The following is a 16,419-nucleotide window of genomic DNA, read 5'->3' as shown; positions in this document are numbered from 1 at the left end:
CCGTAGCGTCACCTGTGCCCATCGATCGGGACGTTCAGGACAGCACGTCCTTGCGGAGGAACTTCCACCACGCGCAGCCGAAGAACACGGTCGCGTAGATCAGCGCCGACACCGCCCCCTTGGCCATGTCCTCGAGCTGCAGCGGGTCGGTGAACAACCCCTGCCAGGCGTCCGAGTAGTGCATCGGCAGCAGGCTGCGTACGACACCGAGCGTCTCCACCTGGTTGAGGATGGAGGCGAGGATCACCACCATCACGGCGCCGCCGACCGCCGCCAGCGGCGCGTCCGTGCAGGTCGACAGCCAGAACGCGAGAGCGGCGACGAGCAGCAGGCTGATGGCGAGGTAGCCGAGCATCCCGCCGATCCGCCAGAGCGCGTCGACGGCGGGCAGGTCGTCACCTTGCGCGGTTCGCAGCGGCAGCCACCCGAACGCCGCCGTACCGATGGCCAGGGCGGTCCCGGTCAGCACCACCAGGGCGACCGCCGAGGTCAGCAGGCTCACGGTGAGCTTGACACCGAGCAGCCGCGCCCGGGGTACGGGGATCGCGAGGAGGTATCGCAGGCTGCCCCAGCTCGCCTCACTGGCCACCGCGTCCCCGCACACCAGCGCGACGATGAGGATGAGCAGCAGCGGCGCGGTCGATGCCAGCGTGAAGACGGTGAAGTTGACCGAGCTGTAGGTCGCGAGGTCGCCGAACGACACGCCGCTGGCGTTCTCCGGCGTTCCCAGCTTGAACGCCGCCACCAGGACGAGGGGCAGGGCGACGACGAGCCCGAGACACAGTGCGGTACGCCGGCGTCGAAGCTGCCGGCGGATCTCGGTCCGGACCGTGAGCGTGGCCTCCGCCTGGTAACCGGGTGCGGCCCCGTCGGCCTCCTCGGCACCGAGAACCCCCTCGTCGCGGGGAGGCACCCGCGCGGGATCGGCGTGCCCGGTCTGTTCGCTCATGCCGGTTCGCCCTTCTCGCGCCCTCGGGTGGGACCGTCGCCGGCGGGCGACTCGGCGACGCCCGTGCCGTCCGCGGTGACGTCGACGGCACCGCGTTCCTGGCCGACGAGGTTCAGGAAGACGTCCTCCAGCCGACCTCTCGGTGCGACCCGCGACACGCCGACCCCACCGGTGACCAGGGTCCGGACCAGGTCGGTGCGGGCCACGCCGTCCAGGTCGACGACCAGTTCGTCGTTGTTGCGGACGACGGAGCGGACGCCGAGTTCGTCGAGCAACGCCTCGGCCCGCTCGACGTCGTTCACGTCCACCATCACGGTCCGAGAATCAGCGACGATCTCCGCGACCGTCCCTTCCGCGACCCGTGCACCGCGGTGCAGGACCACCACGTGGGTGCAGGTGCGTTCGACCTCGGCGAGCAGGTGACTGGAGACGAGGACCGCCCGGCCGCCCTCGGTGTAGCGGCGCAGCATCCGCCGCAGGGTGGCGATCTGGGGCGGGTCGAGACCGTCGGTGGGCTCGTCCAGGATGAGGAACTCCGGCATGCCGAGCATCGCCTGGGCGATGGCCAGGCGCTGGCGCATGCCGTGGCTGTAGGACCGGACCCTGCGGTGGATGGCGGTGCCGAGCGCGGCGATCGCGAGCACCTCCTCGAAGCGGGCGTCGGCCCGTGGCCGTCCGGTCGAGCGCCAGAACAGTTCGAGGTTGGCCCGGCCGGACAGGTCGGGAAGGAAGCCGGGTCCCTCGACGAGGACCCCGACCCGGGACAGCACCGGCGCGCCGGCCGCCACGAGGTGCCCGAACATCCGCACCTCGCCCGTGGTCGGCCGGATCAGGCCCTGGAGGATGCGCAGGCACGTCGTCTTGCCGGCGCCGTTCGGGCCGAGCAGGCCCACCACCTGGCCGCGGCGGACGGTGAAGTCCACGTCCCGTAGCGCCGTCAGACCGCCCTTGTAGGTCTTGGACAGGCCGCGTACGACGAGGGGCGTCTCGGCGTGCTCGACCTCCCGGAGCCGCACCCGGCGCCGGGCGAGCCAGCGGGCGAGCAGCCAGGCTCCGGCCACCGCGACGGCCAGGGCGACCGCCACCACGAGGAACAGCGCGATCCACGGTCCGGCCGGGTCACTCGCGCTGAAGGCGGCGACCTGCGGTACCAGGACGCCGGAACCGGCGGCCAGCCCGGCGACGTAGACCTGCGGCGCGGGTGGTCCGGCGTAGGCCTGGTCGGAGGTGGCGATGGCGACGCGGAGCCGGTGCCCGGTGGCGAACCTGTGCACGATCGCGGGCAGCGTCACGGTCACCGGCCTGGCGTCGGCGATCGAGGTGGGCAGCCCGGTCAACCGGATCGGAGCGACGCCACCGGGCAGTTCGGCGGCGCCGCTTGGCGCGACGTCGTACAGCTTGACGAAGAGGACCGCGCTACCGGTGGGGGACGCCGCGCGCACTCGTACCGTGGGCGACCCGGTCGCGTCCACCGGCCCACTCAGCGGGTCGGACTCGTACGACACGCTCTGCCCCGGGATGTCGAGTGTCAGGGCCTGCGCGAGCAGCGACCCGGTGAGGGCACCCAGGCCCGGCACCGAGGAGACACCGGCGGGAGTTCCGTCGGGCGGATTGCTGATCGCCTGTGGTGCGCCACGCAACGGGACCTCGCGGGCCGGCTGGTCACCGTCGAGGCGCGGATAGCCGCCGGAGAAGAGCCCCAGGGTGCGGATGCCCGTCCCACCGAAGTCGGTTCCGGTCACCCGGCTGAACGCGAACGACCGAGACGGCCGGCTGCCGGTGCCGCGCAGGTAGTAGTCGAGCCAGCCGAGGGTTGCGGACTTCACCCGGCGCCGGTCGAGGTCCGACCCGTCACCGCCGTCGTGGCCACCGGAGAACCACGCCGCCCGGACTCGCGTACCGGCGGCGGCGATGCCCATGGCGTTGGCGTCCGCCTCCGCGAGCGGGAAGAGCGTGTCCACGGTCCCCTGGATCACCAGGGTGGGCGCGGTGATCCGGTGCAGGATGCTGGCGGGGCTGGACCTCTCCAGCAACCGGAGCGCGGCCGGGTCGGCCCGTCCGGTCAGCGCGACCCGCTGGTACATCCGGCACACGTCCGCGGCGAACCTGCCGCAGGCCGGCCCGGGCGACGGGGTGGGGGCGGCGCCGGCGTTCACGTCGAGGTCGGCAGGGGGACGCGCGGGCTGTCGCGGCGTCGGGCCCGCCTGGACCGATCCGCCTGTCGCCGGCGGGTGTGGAGACGGTCCACCACCGGGACGCTCACCAGGGCTCCCATCGGGACCGGTGAGGGAACCGCCCGGCGCCATGCCGGTCCAGCTCTGCGCGGGCGCCAACCGGTCCCTGACATCAGCGGGGACGAGGTCGGTGCTGGATCCCAGGCCCGCGGCGAAGAGCCAGCCGGCCCACATCCGCTTGAGGACCCCGTCCTCTGGCCCCTTGCCCGTGGACTCGGGGAACAGCGAACGCCCGAGATCGTTCCAGGTCGCCTGCGGGACGATGGCGTCCACGCGGCGGTCGTAGCCGGCCAGCAGCAGCGCCAGCGCCCCGCCGTACGACGCTCCCACGACACCGACCCGCGGGTCACCGCGGGCGTCCAGGCGGACCTCCGGGCGCCGGGCCAGCCAGTCGATCAGCCGCCGCCCGTCGGTGACCTCGTAGTCCGGACTGTCCAGGTGGATCTGGCCGCCGGAGGCGCCGAACCCCTGGGCGGACCAGGTGAGGACGACGTAACCCCGACGGACCAGGTCGCGTGCCTGGCCGGCGACGCTGAGTTTGGTGCCGCCGAATCCGTGGGCGAGCAGGACGGCGGGCGCCGGATGCTCGGCCGTCGCGGACTCCGGCACGTACAGCCTGGTGTCCAACGCGACCGGCTCGTCGCCGCGCGGTCCGGTGAGAACCGTCACCCTCGCGTCCTCGACGCGGTACGCGGGTCCGTCGTCGAGTGTGCGCCAGGCGAGGAGACCGGCCACCACCGCGACGACCAGCGCGATCGAGATCGACACAGCCAACCTGCGACTTCGCGTACGCAGGGCGACCATGCGGCCACCGTACGCGTGGGACATTTGGCCGGGGACCGGCTTTCATCCCGAGGGGACGAAGTACCCCCGGTCCCTTGGCCAGGGCCTCGATGTCTCCCAGAATCCAATGAGTACAGGGATTCCGGGCCCGGCAGGTCCTGGGGTGTGTCGAAACTCCCCTAGGGTGCGTCTCCCAAAGCGAGCCGGTGAAGCGAGCGGTGCATCCGCGCCGCGGTGGCGAGGCGGAGGAGGAGCGCGTAGCGGTGTTCTACGCGCGACGAGGACAACGTGGCCAGCGTGGATGCGGGGTATCGCGAGTCAGGCAGGATTTGGGAGACGCACCCTAGCGGGCGGCGTCCATGGCGAGCCGGATCGCGAGCCCACCGAACACCCCGGCGGACACACGTTCGAGCCAACGCCGGAACCCCTCGCGGCGCAGCATGCGCTCCGGCATGGAGCCGGCCAGCGTTCCGACCGAGGCGTCGACCACCAGCCCCACCAGGATGAACAGCCCACCGAGGACGAGGAACTGTACGGTCGCGGGCCAGCTTCCCTCGCCCTTGGTGAGGAACTGTGGCAGGAACGCGAGGTAGAACAGAATCACCTTCGGGTTGGCCAGGTTGGTGAGGACGGCCATGCCATACACCCGGGACAGCGGCCGCGGCCGGGACTCCACCTCGATGGTGGTTCCACGGCCCCGACTGGCCCGCCATGTCATCACGGCGAGGTAGATCAGGAACAACGCCCCCAGGACCCGGATGGCTTCGAGGACGAGAGGGGCGGCCTGGATGAGCATGCCCAGGCCGAACGCCGCGGCGACGGTGTGCGCCGCGAGGCCGGTCGACATGCCAAGCGCCGAGACCACTCCGGACCGCCGTCCGCCGACGAGCGCGTTGGCGACGATGTACATCATGTCCGGGCCTGGTACGGCGCTGATGAGAGCGACCGCGACGATGAAGGTGACGAGCAGGGTGTGGCTCATGTTCCCTCCTTCCACGAAGAACGGCCGCACGCGGGCGGCCGTCAAAAGGGCGTGAATATCGACCACGGCGCAACGCCCCGACACCGGCCCGACATTCCCGCGCCGTGCGGCACTACCCTCGGCGAGTGTGGGAGCAGACGTCGTGGTGACCGGCGGTGAGAAGACCGCCTCTGCTCGTGTCGCCACGGCCCGTGTCGGACCGACTCGTCTCGAGGAACCCGTCCAGGTGGGAGAACCGGGTCGGGTCGAGGAACCAGGCCGGGTGGATGGCGTCGTACGCCGGTCCTGTCGACTCCTGGTCGGACTCCTGCTCGGCAGCCTCACCGCGGTCCTCGAGGTGGTCTTCCTGCTCGCGGCCGGCGTCGCGCTGCTTCCCGTCGCGGTCTGGCCGCGGCCCCGACTCCGGGTGCTCGACCGGATCGAGAGCGGGAGCCGCCGCCTGGCCGACCTCGAACGTGCCCGGCTGGCGGCCTACCTCGGCGCCGACAGCGCGAGCCCACGCGGTGACCGACGAGCACTCACCTACATCGCGGTGCGGTGGCCGGTCGGACTGCTCGGCGGGGCGGTGCTCGGCCTGCTCTGTTACGGCGCGGTGGTGGGGGTCGCGATCGTCGCCGGTTGGACGATCGGACTCGAACCCGACGGCATCGCCCTGACCTGGCCCCTCGCCCTCTACTTCGGGATCGCCGGCCTGGTGCTGCTCTACCTCGCCCTGCAGGGACTGGCCGGGGTGGCCGCCATGGACCGTCGGCTCGCCCGCCGGTTCCTCGGCCCGAGCGAGCGCGAACTCCTGCAGAGCCGAATCAGCGAACTCGCCTCCAGCCGGGCCGGCATCGTCGCCGCCGTGGACGCCGAACGCCGGCGGATCGAGCGCGACCTGCACGACGGCGTGCAACAACGGTTGGTCGCCCTCGCCATGCTGCTCGGCCGCACCCGGCGCAGCGACGATCCGAACCAGCACGCCGACCTGCTGCGGCAGGCCCACGAGGAGTCCCAACAGGTTCTGCGCGACCTGCGCGAGGTCGCGTGGCGGGTGTATCCCTCGGCGCTGGACACCCTCGGCCTGGCCGACGCGCTGGCGGCGGTGGCGGAGCGTTCGGAGGTGCCGGTCCGGATCGGGTACGACCTGCCCGAGCGGCTTCCTTCCCAGGTGGAGACGGTGGTCTACTTCGTGGTCTGCGAAGCCGTCACGAACGCCGCCAAGCACGGCGGGGCCGCACTGGTCAGCGTCGACCTCGGGATCCTCGAGCGGCCGGGGAGCGGCGGACACGAGTCCGGTCATGGCTACGACGCCGGCGATGGCGGACCGCGGCGGAGCGTACGGGTACGGATCAGTGACGACGGTGTTGGTGGTGCCGACCCGGACGGCGGTGGCCTGTCCGGCCTTGCCCGCCGCGTCCTCGCCCTCGACGGCTCGTTCCGGTTGGACAGCCCCGCCGGTGGGCCGACGACGATCACCGTGGAGCTCCCGTGCGGGTGATCCTGGCCGAGGACTCCGTGCTGCTGCGGGAGGGCCTGTCCCGCCTCCTCGTCGAGGAGGGGCACGAGGTCGTCGACGCGGTCGGTGACGGTGCCGCGTTGCTGGACGCGGTCGCCGTGCACACGCCCGACGTCGTGGTGGCCGACGTCCGGATGCCGCCTCATCACACCGACGAAGGGCTTCGTGCCGCGTTGGAGATCCGCCGCCGCTGGCCCGGCATCGGCGTCCTCGTCCTCTCGCAGTACGTCGAGAAGCGGTACGCCGCCGATCTCCTCGCGGCCGACGGCGGCGGGATCGGCTACCTGCTCAAGGACCGTGTGGCCCAGGTGGAGGAGTTCCTCGACGCCCTGGGGCGCGTGGGCGGGGGCGGAGCGGCATTCGACCCGGAGGTCGTCCGACAGTTGGTGGCGCGGACGACCCATACGGACCCGGTGAGCCGCCTCACCGACCGCGAACGCGAGGTCCTCGACCAGATGGCGCAGGGCCACACCAACGCCTCGATCGCCGGCCACCTGCACATCTCGCAGAGCGCGGTGGAAAAGCACGTCAACGCGATCTTCGACAAGCTCGAGTTGGCGCGGACCGGCGGCTACAGCCGCCGGGTCCTCGCTGTGCTGCGTTATCTGGAGAGCTGAGGTCGGGGCCGGCCTGACTCGGCGAGTGGCTACTCGCCCGGCTCGTCCTCCAGCCGGCGGCGGCCGGAGGAAGACCTGCGCCCGTGGTTGCCGCGGCGGCGCCCACGGAGCCGGACCACGATGAACGCCACCACCGCCAGCACGACGGCCGCCACGACCACCTTCGACAGGACTCCGACGTAGGTCTCGACGATCGACCAGTTCTCGCCCAGGAGGTAGCCGGCCATCACCAGGGTGGTGTTCCAGATGGCGCTGCCGAGGGCGGTGAAGAGCAGGAACATCGCCATCGGCATCCGCTCCACACCGGCGGGGATGGAGATCATGCTGCGGAAGATCGGAACCATCCGGCCGAAGAAGACCGTCTTGCGTCCGTGGCGCAGGAACCACGCCTCGGTCCTGTCGATGTCGGACAGCTTGACGAGCGGCAGTTTCGCCGCGAGCGCACGGGTGCGGTCGCGGCCGACCAGCGCACCGATGTAGTAGAGGACCACCGCGCCGAGGAGGGAACCCAGCGTCGTCCACAGGAGCGCGCCGACCAGGCTGAGCCGCCCCTGGCTCGCGGTGAAGCCGGCGAGCGGAAGGATCAGCTCACTCGGGATGGGTGGGAAGAGGTTTTCCAGGGCGACGGCGAGGCCCGCTCCGGGCCCGCCCAGCGTCTCCATCAGCCCGATGACCCAGCCAACGACTCCACCGGTCGGCCTACTGGATGCCACCAGGTTCAGGGCGCTCAAGCTGCACTCCGTTCGTTCATGGGATGGACGCTACGGAGTCCTGCGGTGTCGCCACCATGAGGTACGCCGCACAGTCACCTGACACATCCACAGCCCTCGAACTGTGGAAAACCACAGGACCCTTCACCGTCCCCAACGACCCAGGGTGCCCGGTCTCTCCCTGAATCACGAACTGACGGGCTTCAGCGTCCGACACCAGCCTCCGGAACCCCTGACCGGCATCGGCGCCCGAACCACGCCCGCCGCCAGTCCCCTGGCTGTGGACGAGCCTGTGGAGATGCTCGCGCGCCTGTCGCGCGTCGTGGTGGCCCACGACGACGCCTCTGGTGGGTCCGCTGCGCGAGCCCGGGAGTACAGCCGCCCACCACCGACGAATGTCAAGCAGAAGTTGACATCGCTGTCGGGGCTTCCGGATGGAGGTGGTCGGCACGACAATGACACCATGACGAATCGGCAGCCCAGCCCGACGCTCGTCATCCTGGTGTCCGGCCCGTCCTCGTCTGGAAAGACCAGCCTGGCGAGAGCTCTGCAGCAGCGCCTGCCCGTCCCCGCGGTCCTGGTCGAGGCCGACCGGGCGTTCCCCAACGTGCCGCACACCCATCCTGGCTGGGATTCCCCAGCTGGCGACCCGGGAGCGGTCGTCCTGGCCTTCCATGAGTCGGTCGCGACGTGGGCGCGGGCCGGTTTCCACGTGATCCTGGACGGTTCGCTGCCCTATGAGGATCGTGACCTGCGGGATGCCTGCATGGGCGTCTTCGCGCCCTACGATCTCCGCCTGGTGGGGGTCACCTGTGCCGACCCGGAGCTCACAGCGCGAGAGCGAACCCGGCCGGAGGTGCGTCCCGTGGGCTGGGCGTCCCGCCAGGCACGAGACATCCACGACGGGATGCGCTACGCCGCCCTGGTCGACACCTCGGTGAGATCGTCGCAGGAGTGCGCCGAGGACGTGCTGGCCCAACTCGGCCTCGACGCCGAACCCACCACACCGCCCGCTCCTCACCACCCCGTCCCATCCGGCCCACGTCCCGATCGGGAGCGACCATGACCCGTTACAACGAAGTCCTCGACAGCCTCCGGACGGCCTACGACGGTGGCGCCGCCGACCGCGAACGGAGTGAGAAACCGGAATGGAAGCGCCAGGAGCGCGAAACGTTCCTGGAACGACTCCGAGCGGAGGACTGTCAGCGGCTGCTCGAGGTCGGCGCGGGCACCGGACAGGACAGCGCGTTCTTCCTGCACGAGGGCCTTGACGTCCTTGCTACCGACCTGTCGCCGGTGATGGTGGCCCACTGTCGAGCGAAGGGCGTCGACGCACGGGTCGCCGATTTCCTCAACCTGGAGGTGCCACCTGCCTCCTTCGACGCCGTCTACGCCTTCAACTGTCTGCTGCACGTACCGAACACCGATCTGTCCGCCGCGCTCGAGGCCATCCAGACCGTCATGAAGCCCGGTGGACTGTTCTTTCTGGGCGTCTATCGCGGACGCGGGCACGAAGGGCCGCTCGAACGCGACGACCACGTGCCGTGGAGGTTCTTCTCCTGGTGTACCGACGAGCAGATCCAGCGGTTCACCAGTCGGTACTTCGAGACAGTGGACTTCCACGTGGTCGAGAGCGCCAACTTCCAGTCCCTGACGCTGCGTCGACCGCGGTAGGGACCCGCTCGTGCCCCATCCCAGGGTGCGCCACGCCGTCAACCGCTACCTGACGGTCGCCGACCCGCTCCCCGCGGGCTGACCACCGTTGGTCACCTGATCGCCCCACTCCGCAGCGCCCGGGTGCCCACGGGCGATGCGGCCGGGGTGGTCCGGCAGACTCGTTCCGTGCACTACGGACTCCTGCTCGTCATCTTCATCGCGGTCGGTGTGGTCCTGGTGGAGGCCCGCTCCCGAAGGCGATCCGACGGCGACGCCAACGGTCGCTCCGGTGACGTACCCGACCGAGGTGACCAGCCCGACCCACCTGGACAGTCCGACCCATCCGGACACGACTCCCGCGGAGAGCCTCGATGAACGCCTCGTCCCACCCTCGCCGGCCCGTGACCGCCGACGACGTTGACGCCGCGGTCGGTGCCGCGGTGACGGCGCTGTCCGTGGTCCATGGTGACGCGTGGTCCGTTCTGGCGCACGGTCTCGAGTGGACCTGCTGGGAGACCGTCGAACACGTCTGTGACGACCTGTTCGCCTACGCCGGGCAGATCGCTCCCAGGACGCCGCCGACCACCACTCACGTCCCCTTCGCCTTCCACGCCAAGCGCACCGGCGGGCCCAACAGCTCCATCTTCGTCGAATTTGACTCCGGCACCGACGGGCTGCTACAGGTTCTGGACGCGTGTGGCGCCTTCCTTTCCGCACTCGTGCGTACGACAGCCCCCCAGGTGCGGGCCCACCACATCTTCGGCGTCTCTGATCCCGAAGGCTTCGCCGCCATGGGGATCCTCGAAACTCTCGTACACACCTACGACGTGACGCGGGCTCTGGACCTCCCCTGGGCTCCGGACGTGGACCTGTGCGACCGCGTTCTGCGGCGACTCTTTCGCGACGCCCCACTCGACACCCCCAGGTGGCAGACGGTGTTGTGGTGCACGGGTCGCGGACCGCTGGAAGGCCGCGAGCCGTTGACGAGATGGCGTTGGTTCGGTGAGCCGCTGCCCGCGTCTGACGGCGACCACGCCGACGTGTGAGCCGGAACGGCCAGACTGACAACCGAGCCTTTCTCTCACCCCGAAGGCACTGGTTCTCCAATATCCTTCTCCCGTGGGATCTTCTGAGCCCGACGACCAGGAACGATCAGACCCCGCCCAACGACGCTACGCCTGGCGGGTCCTCGCACTGAACGTCGTGGTCGTCTCCCAACCGGCGTTGAACGCCGGAATGCTCAACCTCGCCCTGCCCGACATCACTCGGCAGACGTCCGCGACCAACACGCAGATCACGCTGGTCGTCTCGGCGTACTGGTTGGTGAGCACCGTTCTGTTGCTCAGCTTCGGACGACTCGCGGACATGCTCGGACGTCGCCGCCTCTACATCGCGGGCATCGCCACGTTCACACTCGCCTGTGCGGGCTGCGCGGCAGCGACATCAGCCGACGTCCTCATCCTGATGAGAATCCTGCAGGCCGTCGGCGCCGCGGCCATCATCGTGAACTCCTCGGCCCTGCTCACCGACGCATTCCCACGCGACCTGTTGAGCACCGGCATGGGAATCAGCGCGTCGATCTTCTCCGCGTTCGGGCTGGCCGGGCCCGTCGTGGGTGGGGCGCTGGTGACGAGGTTCGGCGGCCAGGCGGTGTTCTGGTTCAGCGTTCCCTTCGGTGTCATCGGCCTGGTGGGTGCGCTGCTCCTCCTTCGCCCCCACCTACCCACGACCCGGCAGTCGTTCGACTACGCGGGCGCGGGCCTGTCCGCGGTCGCGCTGACCGGACTGCTGGTCTTCCTCTCCGGTGGACAGTCCTGGGGGTGGGAAAACCCCGTAGGGCTTGGCGTCGCGACGTTCTCGGCCGGCATGCTCGTGGCGTTCGTACTGTTCGAACGCGGCCGGCGACACCCGCTCCTCGACCTGAGTCTGTTCACCGTGTGGTCGCGGGCGGCTGCCTACGTCTGCCACGGACTCGTCGCGGTGTCCGACTTCTCCATCGCGCTCCTGCTGTCGCTGTACTTCCAACGCGTCATGGGGCTGACCGCCCTGGACGCCGGGCTGCGGCTGGTTCCGTCGACGGTCGGCGCGCTGGTCGCGGCGCCCCTCGCCGGCCGGTTGGCCAGGCGGTACGAGAGCCGGGTGCTCAGCAGTTGGGGAGTGGCGCTGCACGCGGCCGCCCTGCTGGGACTGGTGTTCGCGTTTCCCGCGCATCCGCCGTACTGGGTGACGGGCGTCTGTCTGGCGGCCATCGGTGTGGGCACCGGTCTCTTCACGACCCCGAACACTCACGCCATCATGGCCAGCGTCGAACCCGACCGCCGTGGCGTCGCCGGGGCGGTTCGTTCGACGATCGCGAACGTCGCCGGGCTCACCGGAACGGCACTCGTCCTCGCTGTCGTCGCGGGTCCTTCGGTCGCAGCCCGGGTGTCTGCCTCGTCGTTCCAGGTGGCCGGTCTGGTGCTCTTCGCGTGCTGCGTGGTCGGCACGTTCCTCTCGCTCGCGCGCGGCCGGCAGCACGATCCCCAGTAGGTGAAGGGCTCACGGCCGCAGTCGGAGCTATCGCACAGACGACGCCGGGTCGGTCAGATCGACGGAGGCGAGGGGAGTTCCGTCGGCGGCAAGAGCTGTCAGTGGCGGCGGCTTCGGCGTGGACCAGACGACGAGGACGTGACCATGGAACGGCACCGGCAACGTGCGGTGGTCGATCTGCACCCGCTCGACCTCGATCGAGGCCTGGAGCTCGGCGCTGAACACCCAGCTGGCTTCCGGTGGATGGATACGGTCGCGATCGCGGAGTGATTGTCCCAAGGAACATGGGCGCAGGTAGCCTCCGCGCTGCTCGCCGGCTGGGCGTCGGTTCCTCAGCGGGTAGTCGTGCACGTTGCCGCCACCGCCGCCGAGGTAGACCCATTCGCCGCCGCATCGCCGGAACGCATACTTCTGGATCCCCGGACGACCGGCCATCGGTCCCTCCATCCACCGTACGACGAGCGCCACCGCCGCCACGTCGCCGTCGATGTCGACGCCCAGCGGGATGAACGGGTGCTGATCGTCGAGCTCCGCGGGTACGGATTCCGGCAGACCGTCGTGGAGAACCTTCTGGCAGGCGAGCACATCCTCTTCCATGCCACCCACGGTAGATGCCCGAACGACGCCCCGGACGGTGGTCGACGAACCGCGGGAGGGCCGTCAGGCGGAGCGACCGGCGCGTACGACCCTGGCGATCTCCGCCATGTCCTCGGTCACCGCGTCAGCGCCCGCCCGGACGAGCCCGGGAACCCGCTCGGGTGCCTTGGCGTATCCGATGCTCGCCAGCCCCGCCACCTGGGCGACCTCCATGTCGGTGGTGGAGTCGCCGACGAGGACCGGAGACTGCCGGCCGTCGCCGAGGACGCGCAGGGCCCTGCGTACCGGCTCCGGGTGTGGCTTCAGCAGGTCCGGCCGGGCCGGAACCCGTCCGATGACGGCGTGGATGAGGTCGTTGAGGTGATGGAGCTCGAGGTAGGTACGGATGGCCTGGACGGAGTTGTTGCTGACGACCACGACCGGTCGGCCGGCCTGGTCGCAGGCCCTGATCGCGTCGTGGGCGCCCGGGGTTGGCGTACCCTCCCGCGCCGCCCCGGTCTCTCCCGCGACGAACGTGTCCTCGACATGGTGGGTGAGTTCGCCGCGCCGGAGCCCTGCGGTGAACCGGAGTACGTCGATCGGGTCGGAGGTGGCCGCCACGTCGTCGGGAACCTCGACGCCGGCGGAACGGAGCGTCTCCCGCATCCGTTCGGCCACGACGGCGTTGCGACCTCCGGAGAAGATCGGGCAGACGGGTCCGTCGAAGTCCATCAACACCGGCCAGGTCCGATCGAGGACGCTTTCCAGGCTCTCGCTCGGCACGGGAGTCATGCGGACCCACTTCCTTTCGACGCGTGGGTCCCACCCTCCCAGCTCCGACCGGTGTGTTCCCAGAAGCGACGCCGCCTTGGGCGAGTATCGGTGCGATCAGGCCACCTCCGAGCGACCTCGCCCAAGGCGCGTACCGGACCCGCCGCGGATGCCCTACTTGTGCTGGGCGGCGTAGACCTCCTGCGTGCACACCGGTAGGTACTTCTGCCCGAGGACGTTCGACTGTTCGTCGTGTTGTGGTCCGCCGAAGACCGGTCCGACGGCCTCGGAGGCGGGACCGTTGTAGAGCTCGACGTATTTGACGCCCTTCCCCTTCAGACACTCGAGGATCTTCTGGGCGAAGTCCATCGCCTGCGGGTTGTTGCGATCCTGTTCCCACGCCGGCAGCGGCTGCAGCGAGATGCAGGCTTCGAGGGCATCCTCGGGGATCGCGACGCCCGGGATCACCTGGCCCCCCGTGGCGTCGTCGAGGCCCGTGACCCCGTGCTTGGCCATGCACTTGTTGTACGGCGCGTAGAGGAACTTGATGTCCGACGGGCTCATGTCGAGGCGTCGGCGGGGACGCCCGGAGTCTTCGGGAGGCGCCTGCGTCGGCGTGGCCCTGGACGTCGACGGGTCCTGGAGCGTGGCGACGTCCCCCGATCCCGCGCCATCTGATCCCGCAGCGCCTCCGTCCGCATCGCTTCCAGCCGCGCCGTTCGTCGTCCCGGGCGGGTCGTCGGCCTTCCCGGAGTTGGCGCATCCCCCCGCCACCAGTGCGAGACCGACGAGGAACGCGACGACGAGCGCCTTCACGCTTGCTTTCATGTGGGTCCTTTCAGTGTCAGGAACGCGACGTCATCAGGTCGACGCGAGCGCTTCGGTCGGCGTCAGGCGGGAGGCGCGGATGGAGGGGTGCAGCCCGGCGAGCATCCCGACCACGACCGCGCCGACGATCCCGAGCGCCATCGCCGACACCGGGACCACGGGAGGCCAGCCCTGCAAGGTCGCATAGCCGAGGACGACGGGGACGCCGACCACGATCCCGCCGAGGCCCCCGAGCGTGGAGAGAGCGACCGCCTCGGTGAGGAACTGCGCACGTATCTGCCCTCGGGTGGCGCCGAGCGCGCGGGGAGGGCGATCTCACCCCGCCGTTCGAGTACGGAGATGACCATGGTGTTGGCGATTCCGACCCCTCCGACGAGGAGCGCGACTCCGGCGAGGCCGAGGAACAGGCCGGAGAAGTTGCTCTGTGTCGCCCGTTTGGCGGCGAGGGCCTGTGAGGGCTGGCTGACCTGCAGGAGGCCCGGGACTCGTGGATACAGGGTGGGTGGCAGGACGGTGCGCACCGACTCGATCGCGTCCTCGCGCGACTTGACGTAGACGACCGTCGGGTGCCCGTCGAACGCGAGTGTCGATTCGGCGGCCTCCCATCCGACGATCACCGAACGTTCGATGTCCTCGGCGAGTGGCATGGGACCGAGCACCCCGACGACGGTGAACCAGGTATGGCCGATCACGACCTGGGGAGGTTCCTGGCCTGGTCGGATCCGGTCGATGCCGAGCCTGCTCGCGGCGACGTACCCGAGGACGACCGTCGGGAACTTCCTGCCTGCCGAGGTGAGGAAGGTTCCGGATCGCACGTGTGCGTTGAGCACGTCGAGCAGGTTGGGGCTGGCGGCGAGCACCGTGAGTCCGCCGCCGTCGAGCGGGTCGAGAAGGTCGTTACGGCGTACGTTCGTGTGCGTGTTGGCGACGACCGCGGAGTCGGTGACCGGGCCGATGCGTTCCACCAGGGCGCGTGCGTTGGTGGGCAGTTGGGCGGGCTGACCCTGCTGTGGGAGTGGGTCGACACGCAGGATGTTGGTGCCGAGCGCGGTCAGTTGGTCGAGCAGCGCGGCCTGACTCGATGCCGGTATCCCCGTGACGAGGTCGCCGCCACGAGTGTCCCCGGGCAGGGCTCGACGTTCACGGTGCGACTTCCGTCCAGCGCCGGGGGCACCCAGACCCAGGCTGAGCGGGTTCGGAGGCGCCGTAGCCCTTCGGGAACGAGTTGACACACCGGGTCCCGAACCGTTCGGATACCGTCGGCCGGCATCTCGGCGAGTCACCGGCCAGTCCTTCCCGCGGCGGGCCGTCGAGGTCGCGCGGTGGTTCGGTTCCAGCCGGAAAGGTGCTCATGAGCGCAGGCAAGATGCACGCCGACGAGATCGACCTCGATGTCGACCTCGTACGTGGACTGCTCACCGACCAGTTTCCGCACTGGGCGGACCTGCCGATCCGTCCGTTCGCCTCGTCCGGAACCGTCAACGCGCTCTTTCGCCTGGGCGACGACCTGGCGGTGCGACTCCCACGCGTCGAGTGGGGCATCGAGGACGTGGCGAAGGACCACGTCTGGTTGCCGCGACTCGCCCCACTGCTGCCGGTCCCGATCCCGACACTGCTTGGCCAAGGGACGCCTGGCCCGGACTACCCCTGGCCCTGGTCGGTCTACCGCTGGCTCGAGGGGGAGAACCCGCTCGAGGACTCGCTGGAGGATCCGCGGTCACTCGCCGCCGACCTCGCGGGGTTCGTCGCGGCTTTCCGTGCGGTGGACCTGCCAGACGGTCCGCCCGCCTATCGTGGCGGACCGCTGTCCGCCATGGACGCGCCGGCGCGTTCGGCGATCAAGGACCTGCACGGCATGATCGACACCGACGCGGCGACCGCAGCGTGGGACGAGGCCCTGCGGGTGCCCGACTGGTCCGGTCCGCCCGTCTGGGTGCACGCCGACCTGCTACCCGGAAACCTGCTCGTCGACCGCGGGCGACTCAGCGCCGTGATCGACTTCGCCACCACCGGCGTCGGCGATCCCGCCTGTGACCTGATCGTCGCGTGGAGTGTCCTTCCGGCCAGTGTCCGGGACGACTTCCGCGAGGCCCTGGCAGCCGATGACGCGGCCTGGGCGCGGGGACGTGGTCGAGCCCTGGCCATCGCCCTCATCCAACTGCCCTACTACCAGCACACCAATCCCGTGATGGCCGCGAACGCGCGCCACGTCATCCGGGAGGTCCTCGCAGATCACGCTCGTACCGGCGGGCAACGGTCCGGGACCGACTGATCGCCACTAATCCG

Annotated in this window: 16 protein-coding genes and 1 pseudogene; 8 read left to right on the top strand and 9 right to left on the bottom strand. The window is 70.2% G+C overall.

Annotated elements, in window-relative coordinates:
* Positions 1–34: 34 nt before the first annotated feature.
* The 3 genes from HEB94_RS08880 to HEB94_RS08870 form a co-directional block, all read right to left on the bottom strand.
* The gene (locus HEB94_RS08880; protein ID WP_192749450.1) at positions 35–949 is read right to left on the bottom strand and encodes an ABC transporter permease; all 915 of its coding nucleotides are present in this window, start codon (positions 947–949) and stop codon (positions 35–37) included.
* The gene (locus HEB94_RS08875; protein WP_202896233.1) at positions 946–3,987 is read right to left on the bottom strand and encodes an alpha/beta fold hydrolase; all 3,042 of its coding nucleotides are present in this window, start codon (positions 3,985–3,987) and stop codon (positions 946–948) included. The genes HEB94_RS08880 and HEB94_RS08875 overlap by 4 nt, the downstream gene beginning before the upstream one ends.
* Positions 3,988–4,309: 322 nt before the next feature.
* Positions 4,310–4,948, bottom strand: coding sequence for a LysE family translocator (locus HEB94_RS08870; protein WP_192749448.1), 639 nt, complete (start codon positions 4,946–4,948; stop codon positions 4,310–4,312).
* 226 nt (positions 4,949–5,174) lie between these two features.
* Here HEB94_RS08870 and HEB94_RS08865 point away from each other — a divergent pair, with 226 nt between their 5' ends.
* Both HEB94_RS08865 and HEB94_RS08860 read left to right on the top strand, forming a co-directional pair.
* Positions 5,175–6,428, top strand: a complete 1,254-nt coding sequence (locus HEB94_RS08865; RefSeq protein WP_337917536.1) for a sensor histidine kinase — start codon at positions 5,175–5,177, stop codon at positions 6,426–6,428.
* Positions 6,419–7,063, top strand: a complete 645-nt coding sequence (locus HEB94_RS08860) for a response regulator (RefSeq protein ID WP_192749447.1) — start codon at positions 6,419–6,421, stop codon at positions 7,061–7,063. The genes HEB94_RS08865 and HEB94_RS08860 overlap by 10 nt, the downstream gene beginning before the upstream one ends.
* A 29-nt stretch (positions 7,064–7,092) precedes the next feature.
* Here HEB94_RS08860 and HEB94_RS08855 read toward each other — a convergent pair whose 3' ends face one another.
* Entirely contained in the window at positions 7,093–7,794 is a 702-nt protein-coding gene (locus HEB94_RS08855) for a DedA family protein (protein ID WP_238361469.1), read from the bottom strand.
* A 442-nt stretch (positions 7,795–8,236) separates the two neighbouring features.
* On the opposite strand from HEB94_RS08855, the gene HEB94_RS08850 reads away from it, so the two are divergent.
* From HEB94_RS08850 to HEB94_RS08830, 5 genes are all read left to right on the top strand, one after another.
* The gene (locus tag HEB94_RS08850; protein WP_192749446.1) at positions 8,237–8,839 is read left to right on the top strand and encodes a phosphotransferase-like protein; all 603 of its coding nucleotides are present in this window, start codon (positions 8,237–8,239) and stop codon (positions 8,837–8,839) included.
* A complete protein-coding gene (locus HEB94_RS08845) occupies positions 8,836–9,447 on the top strand; it encodes a class I SAM-dependent methyltransferase (protein ID WP_192749445.1) in 612 nt (203 codons plus the stop codon). The genes HEB94_RS08850 and HEB94_RS08845 overlap by 4 nt, the downstream gene beginning before the upstream one ends.
* A 168-nt stretch (positions 9,448–9,615) precedes the next feature.
* Complete coding sequence (locus tag HEB94_RS08840; RefSeq protein ID WP_192749444.1) at positions 9,616–9,804, top strand: hypothetical protein; 189 nt, start codon at positions 9,616–9,618, stop codon at positions 9,802–9,804.
* Positions 9,801–10,475, top strand: a complete 675-nt coding sequence (locus tag HEB94_RS08835) for a hypothetical protein (RefSeq protein ID WP_192749443.1) — start codon at positions 9,801–9,803, stop codon at positions 10,473–10,475. The genes HEB94_RS08840 and HEB94_RS08835 overlap by 4 nt, the downstream gene beginning before the upstream one ends.
* Before the next feature lie 73 nt (positions 10,476–10,548).
* Positions 10,549–11,958: an MFS transporter gene (locus HEB94_RS08830; protein WP_192749442.1), complete on the top strand. Its 1,410-nt coding sequence runs from the start codon at positions 10,549–10,551 to the stop codon at positions 11,956–11,958.
* A 27-nt stretch (positions 11,959–11,985) separates the two neighbouring features.
* Here HEB94_RS08830 and HEB94_RS08825 read toward each other — a convergent pair whose 3' ends face one another.
* From HEB94_RS08825 to HEB94_RS54445, 5 genes and pseudogenes are all read right to left on the bottom strand, one after another.
* A complete protein-coding gene (locus HEB94_RS08825; protein ID WP_192749441.1) occupies positions 11,986–12,555 on the bottom strand; it encodes a hypothetical protein in 570 nt (189 codons plus the stop codon).
* Positions 12,556–12,618: 63 nt separating this feature from the next.
* Positions 12,619–13,326, bottom strand: coding sequence for an HAD family hydrolase (locus HEB94_RS08820; protein ID WP_192749440.1), 708 nt, complete (start codon positions 13,324–13,326; stop codon positions 12,619–12,621).
* 153 nt (positions 13,327–13,479) lie between these two features.
* On the bottom strand, positions 13,480–14,133 hold the full coding sequence (locus HEB94_RS08815) for a hypothetical protein (RefSeq protein WP_192749439.1): 654 nt from the start codon (positions 14,131–14,133) through the stop codon (positions 13,480–13,482).
* A gap of 33 nt (positions 14,134–14,166) precedes the next feature.
* The gene (locus HEB94_RS54450) at positions 14,167–14,409 is read right to left on the bottom strand and encodes an ABC transporter permease (protein WP_420481582.1); all 243 of its coding nucleotides are present in this window, start codon (positions 14,407–14,409) and stop codon (positions 14,167–14,169) included.
* A gap of 317 nt (positions 14,410–14,726) precedes the next feature.
* Positions 14,727–15,365, bottom strand: a pseudogene (locus HEB94_RS54445) (ABC transporter permease); the annotation flags it as partial.
* A gap of 119 nt (positions 15,366–15,484) precedes the next feature.
* On the opposite strand from HEB94_RS54445, the gene HEB94_RS08805 reads away from it, so the two are divergent.
* Entirely contained in the window at positions 15,485–16,405 is a 921-nt protein-coding gene (locus tag HEB94_RS08805) for an aminoglycoside phosphotransferase family protein (RefSeq protein ID WP_192749438.1), read from the top strand.
* The last annotated feature ends 14 nt before the right edge of the window (positions 16,406–16,419 follow it).

Origin of the sequence: Actinopolymorpha pittospori, assembly GCF_014873875.1 — a bacterium.
GTDB lineage: Bacteria > Actinomycetota > Actinomycetes > Propionibacteriales > Actinopolymorphaceae > Actinopolymorpha > Actinopolymorpha pittospori.
Note: the sequence above shows the minus strand (reverse complement) of the source record. Positions and strands in the feature narration are given on the sequence as shown.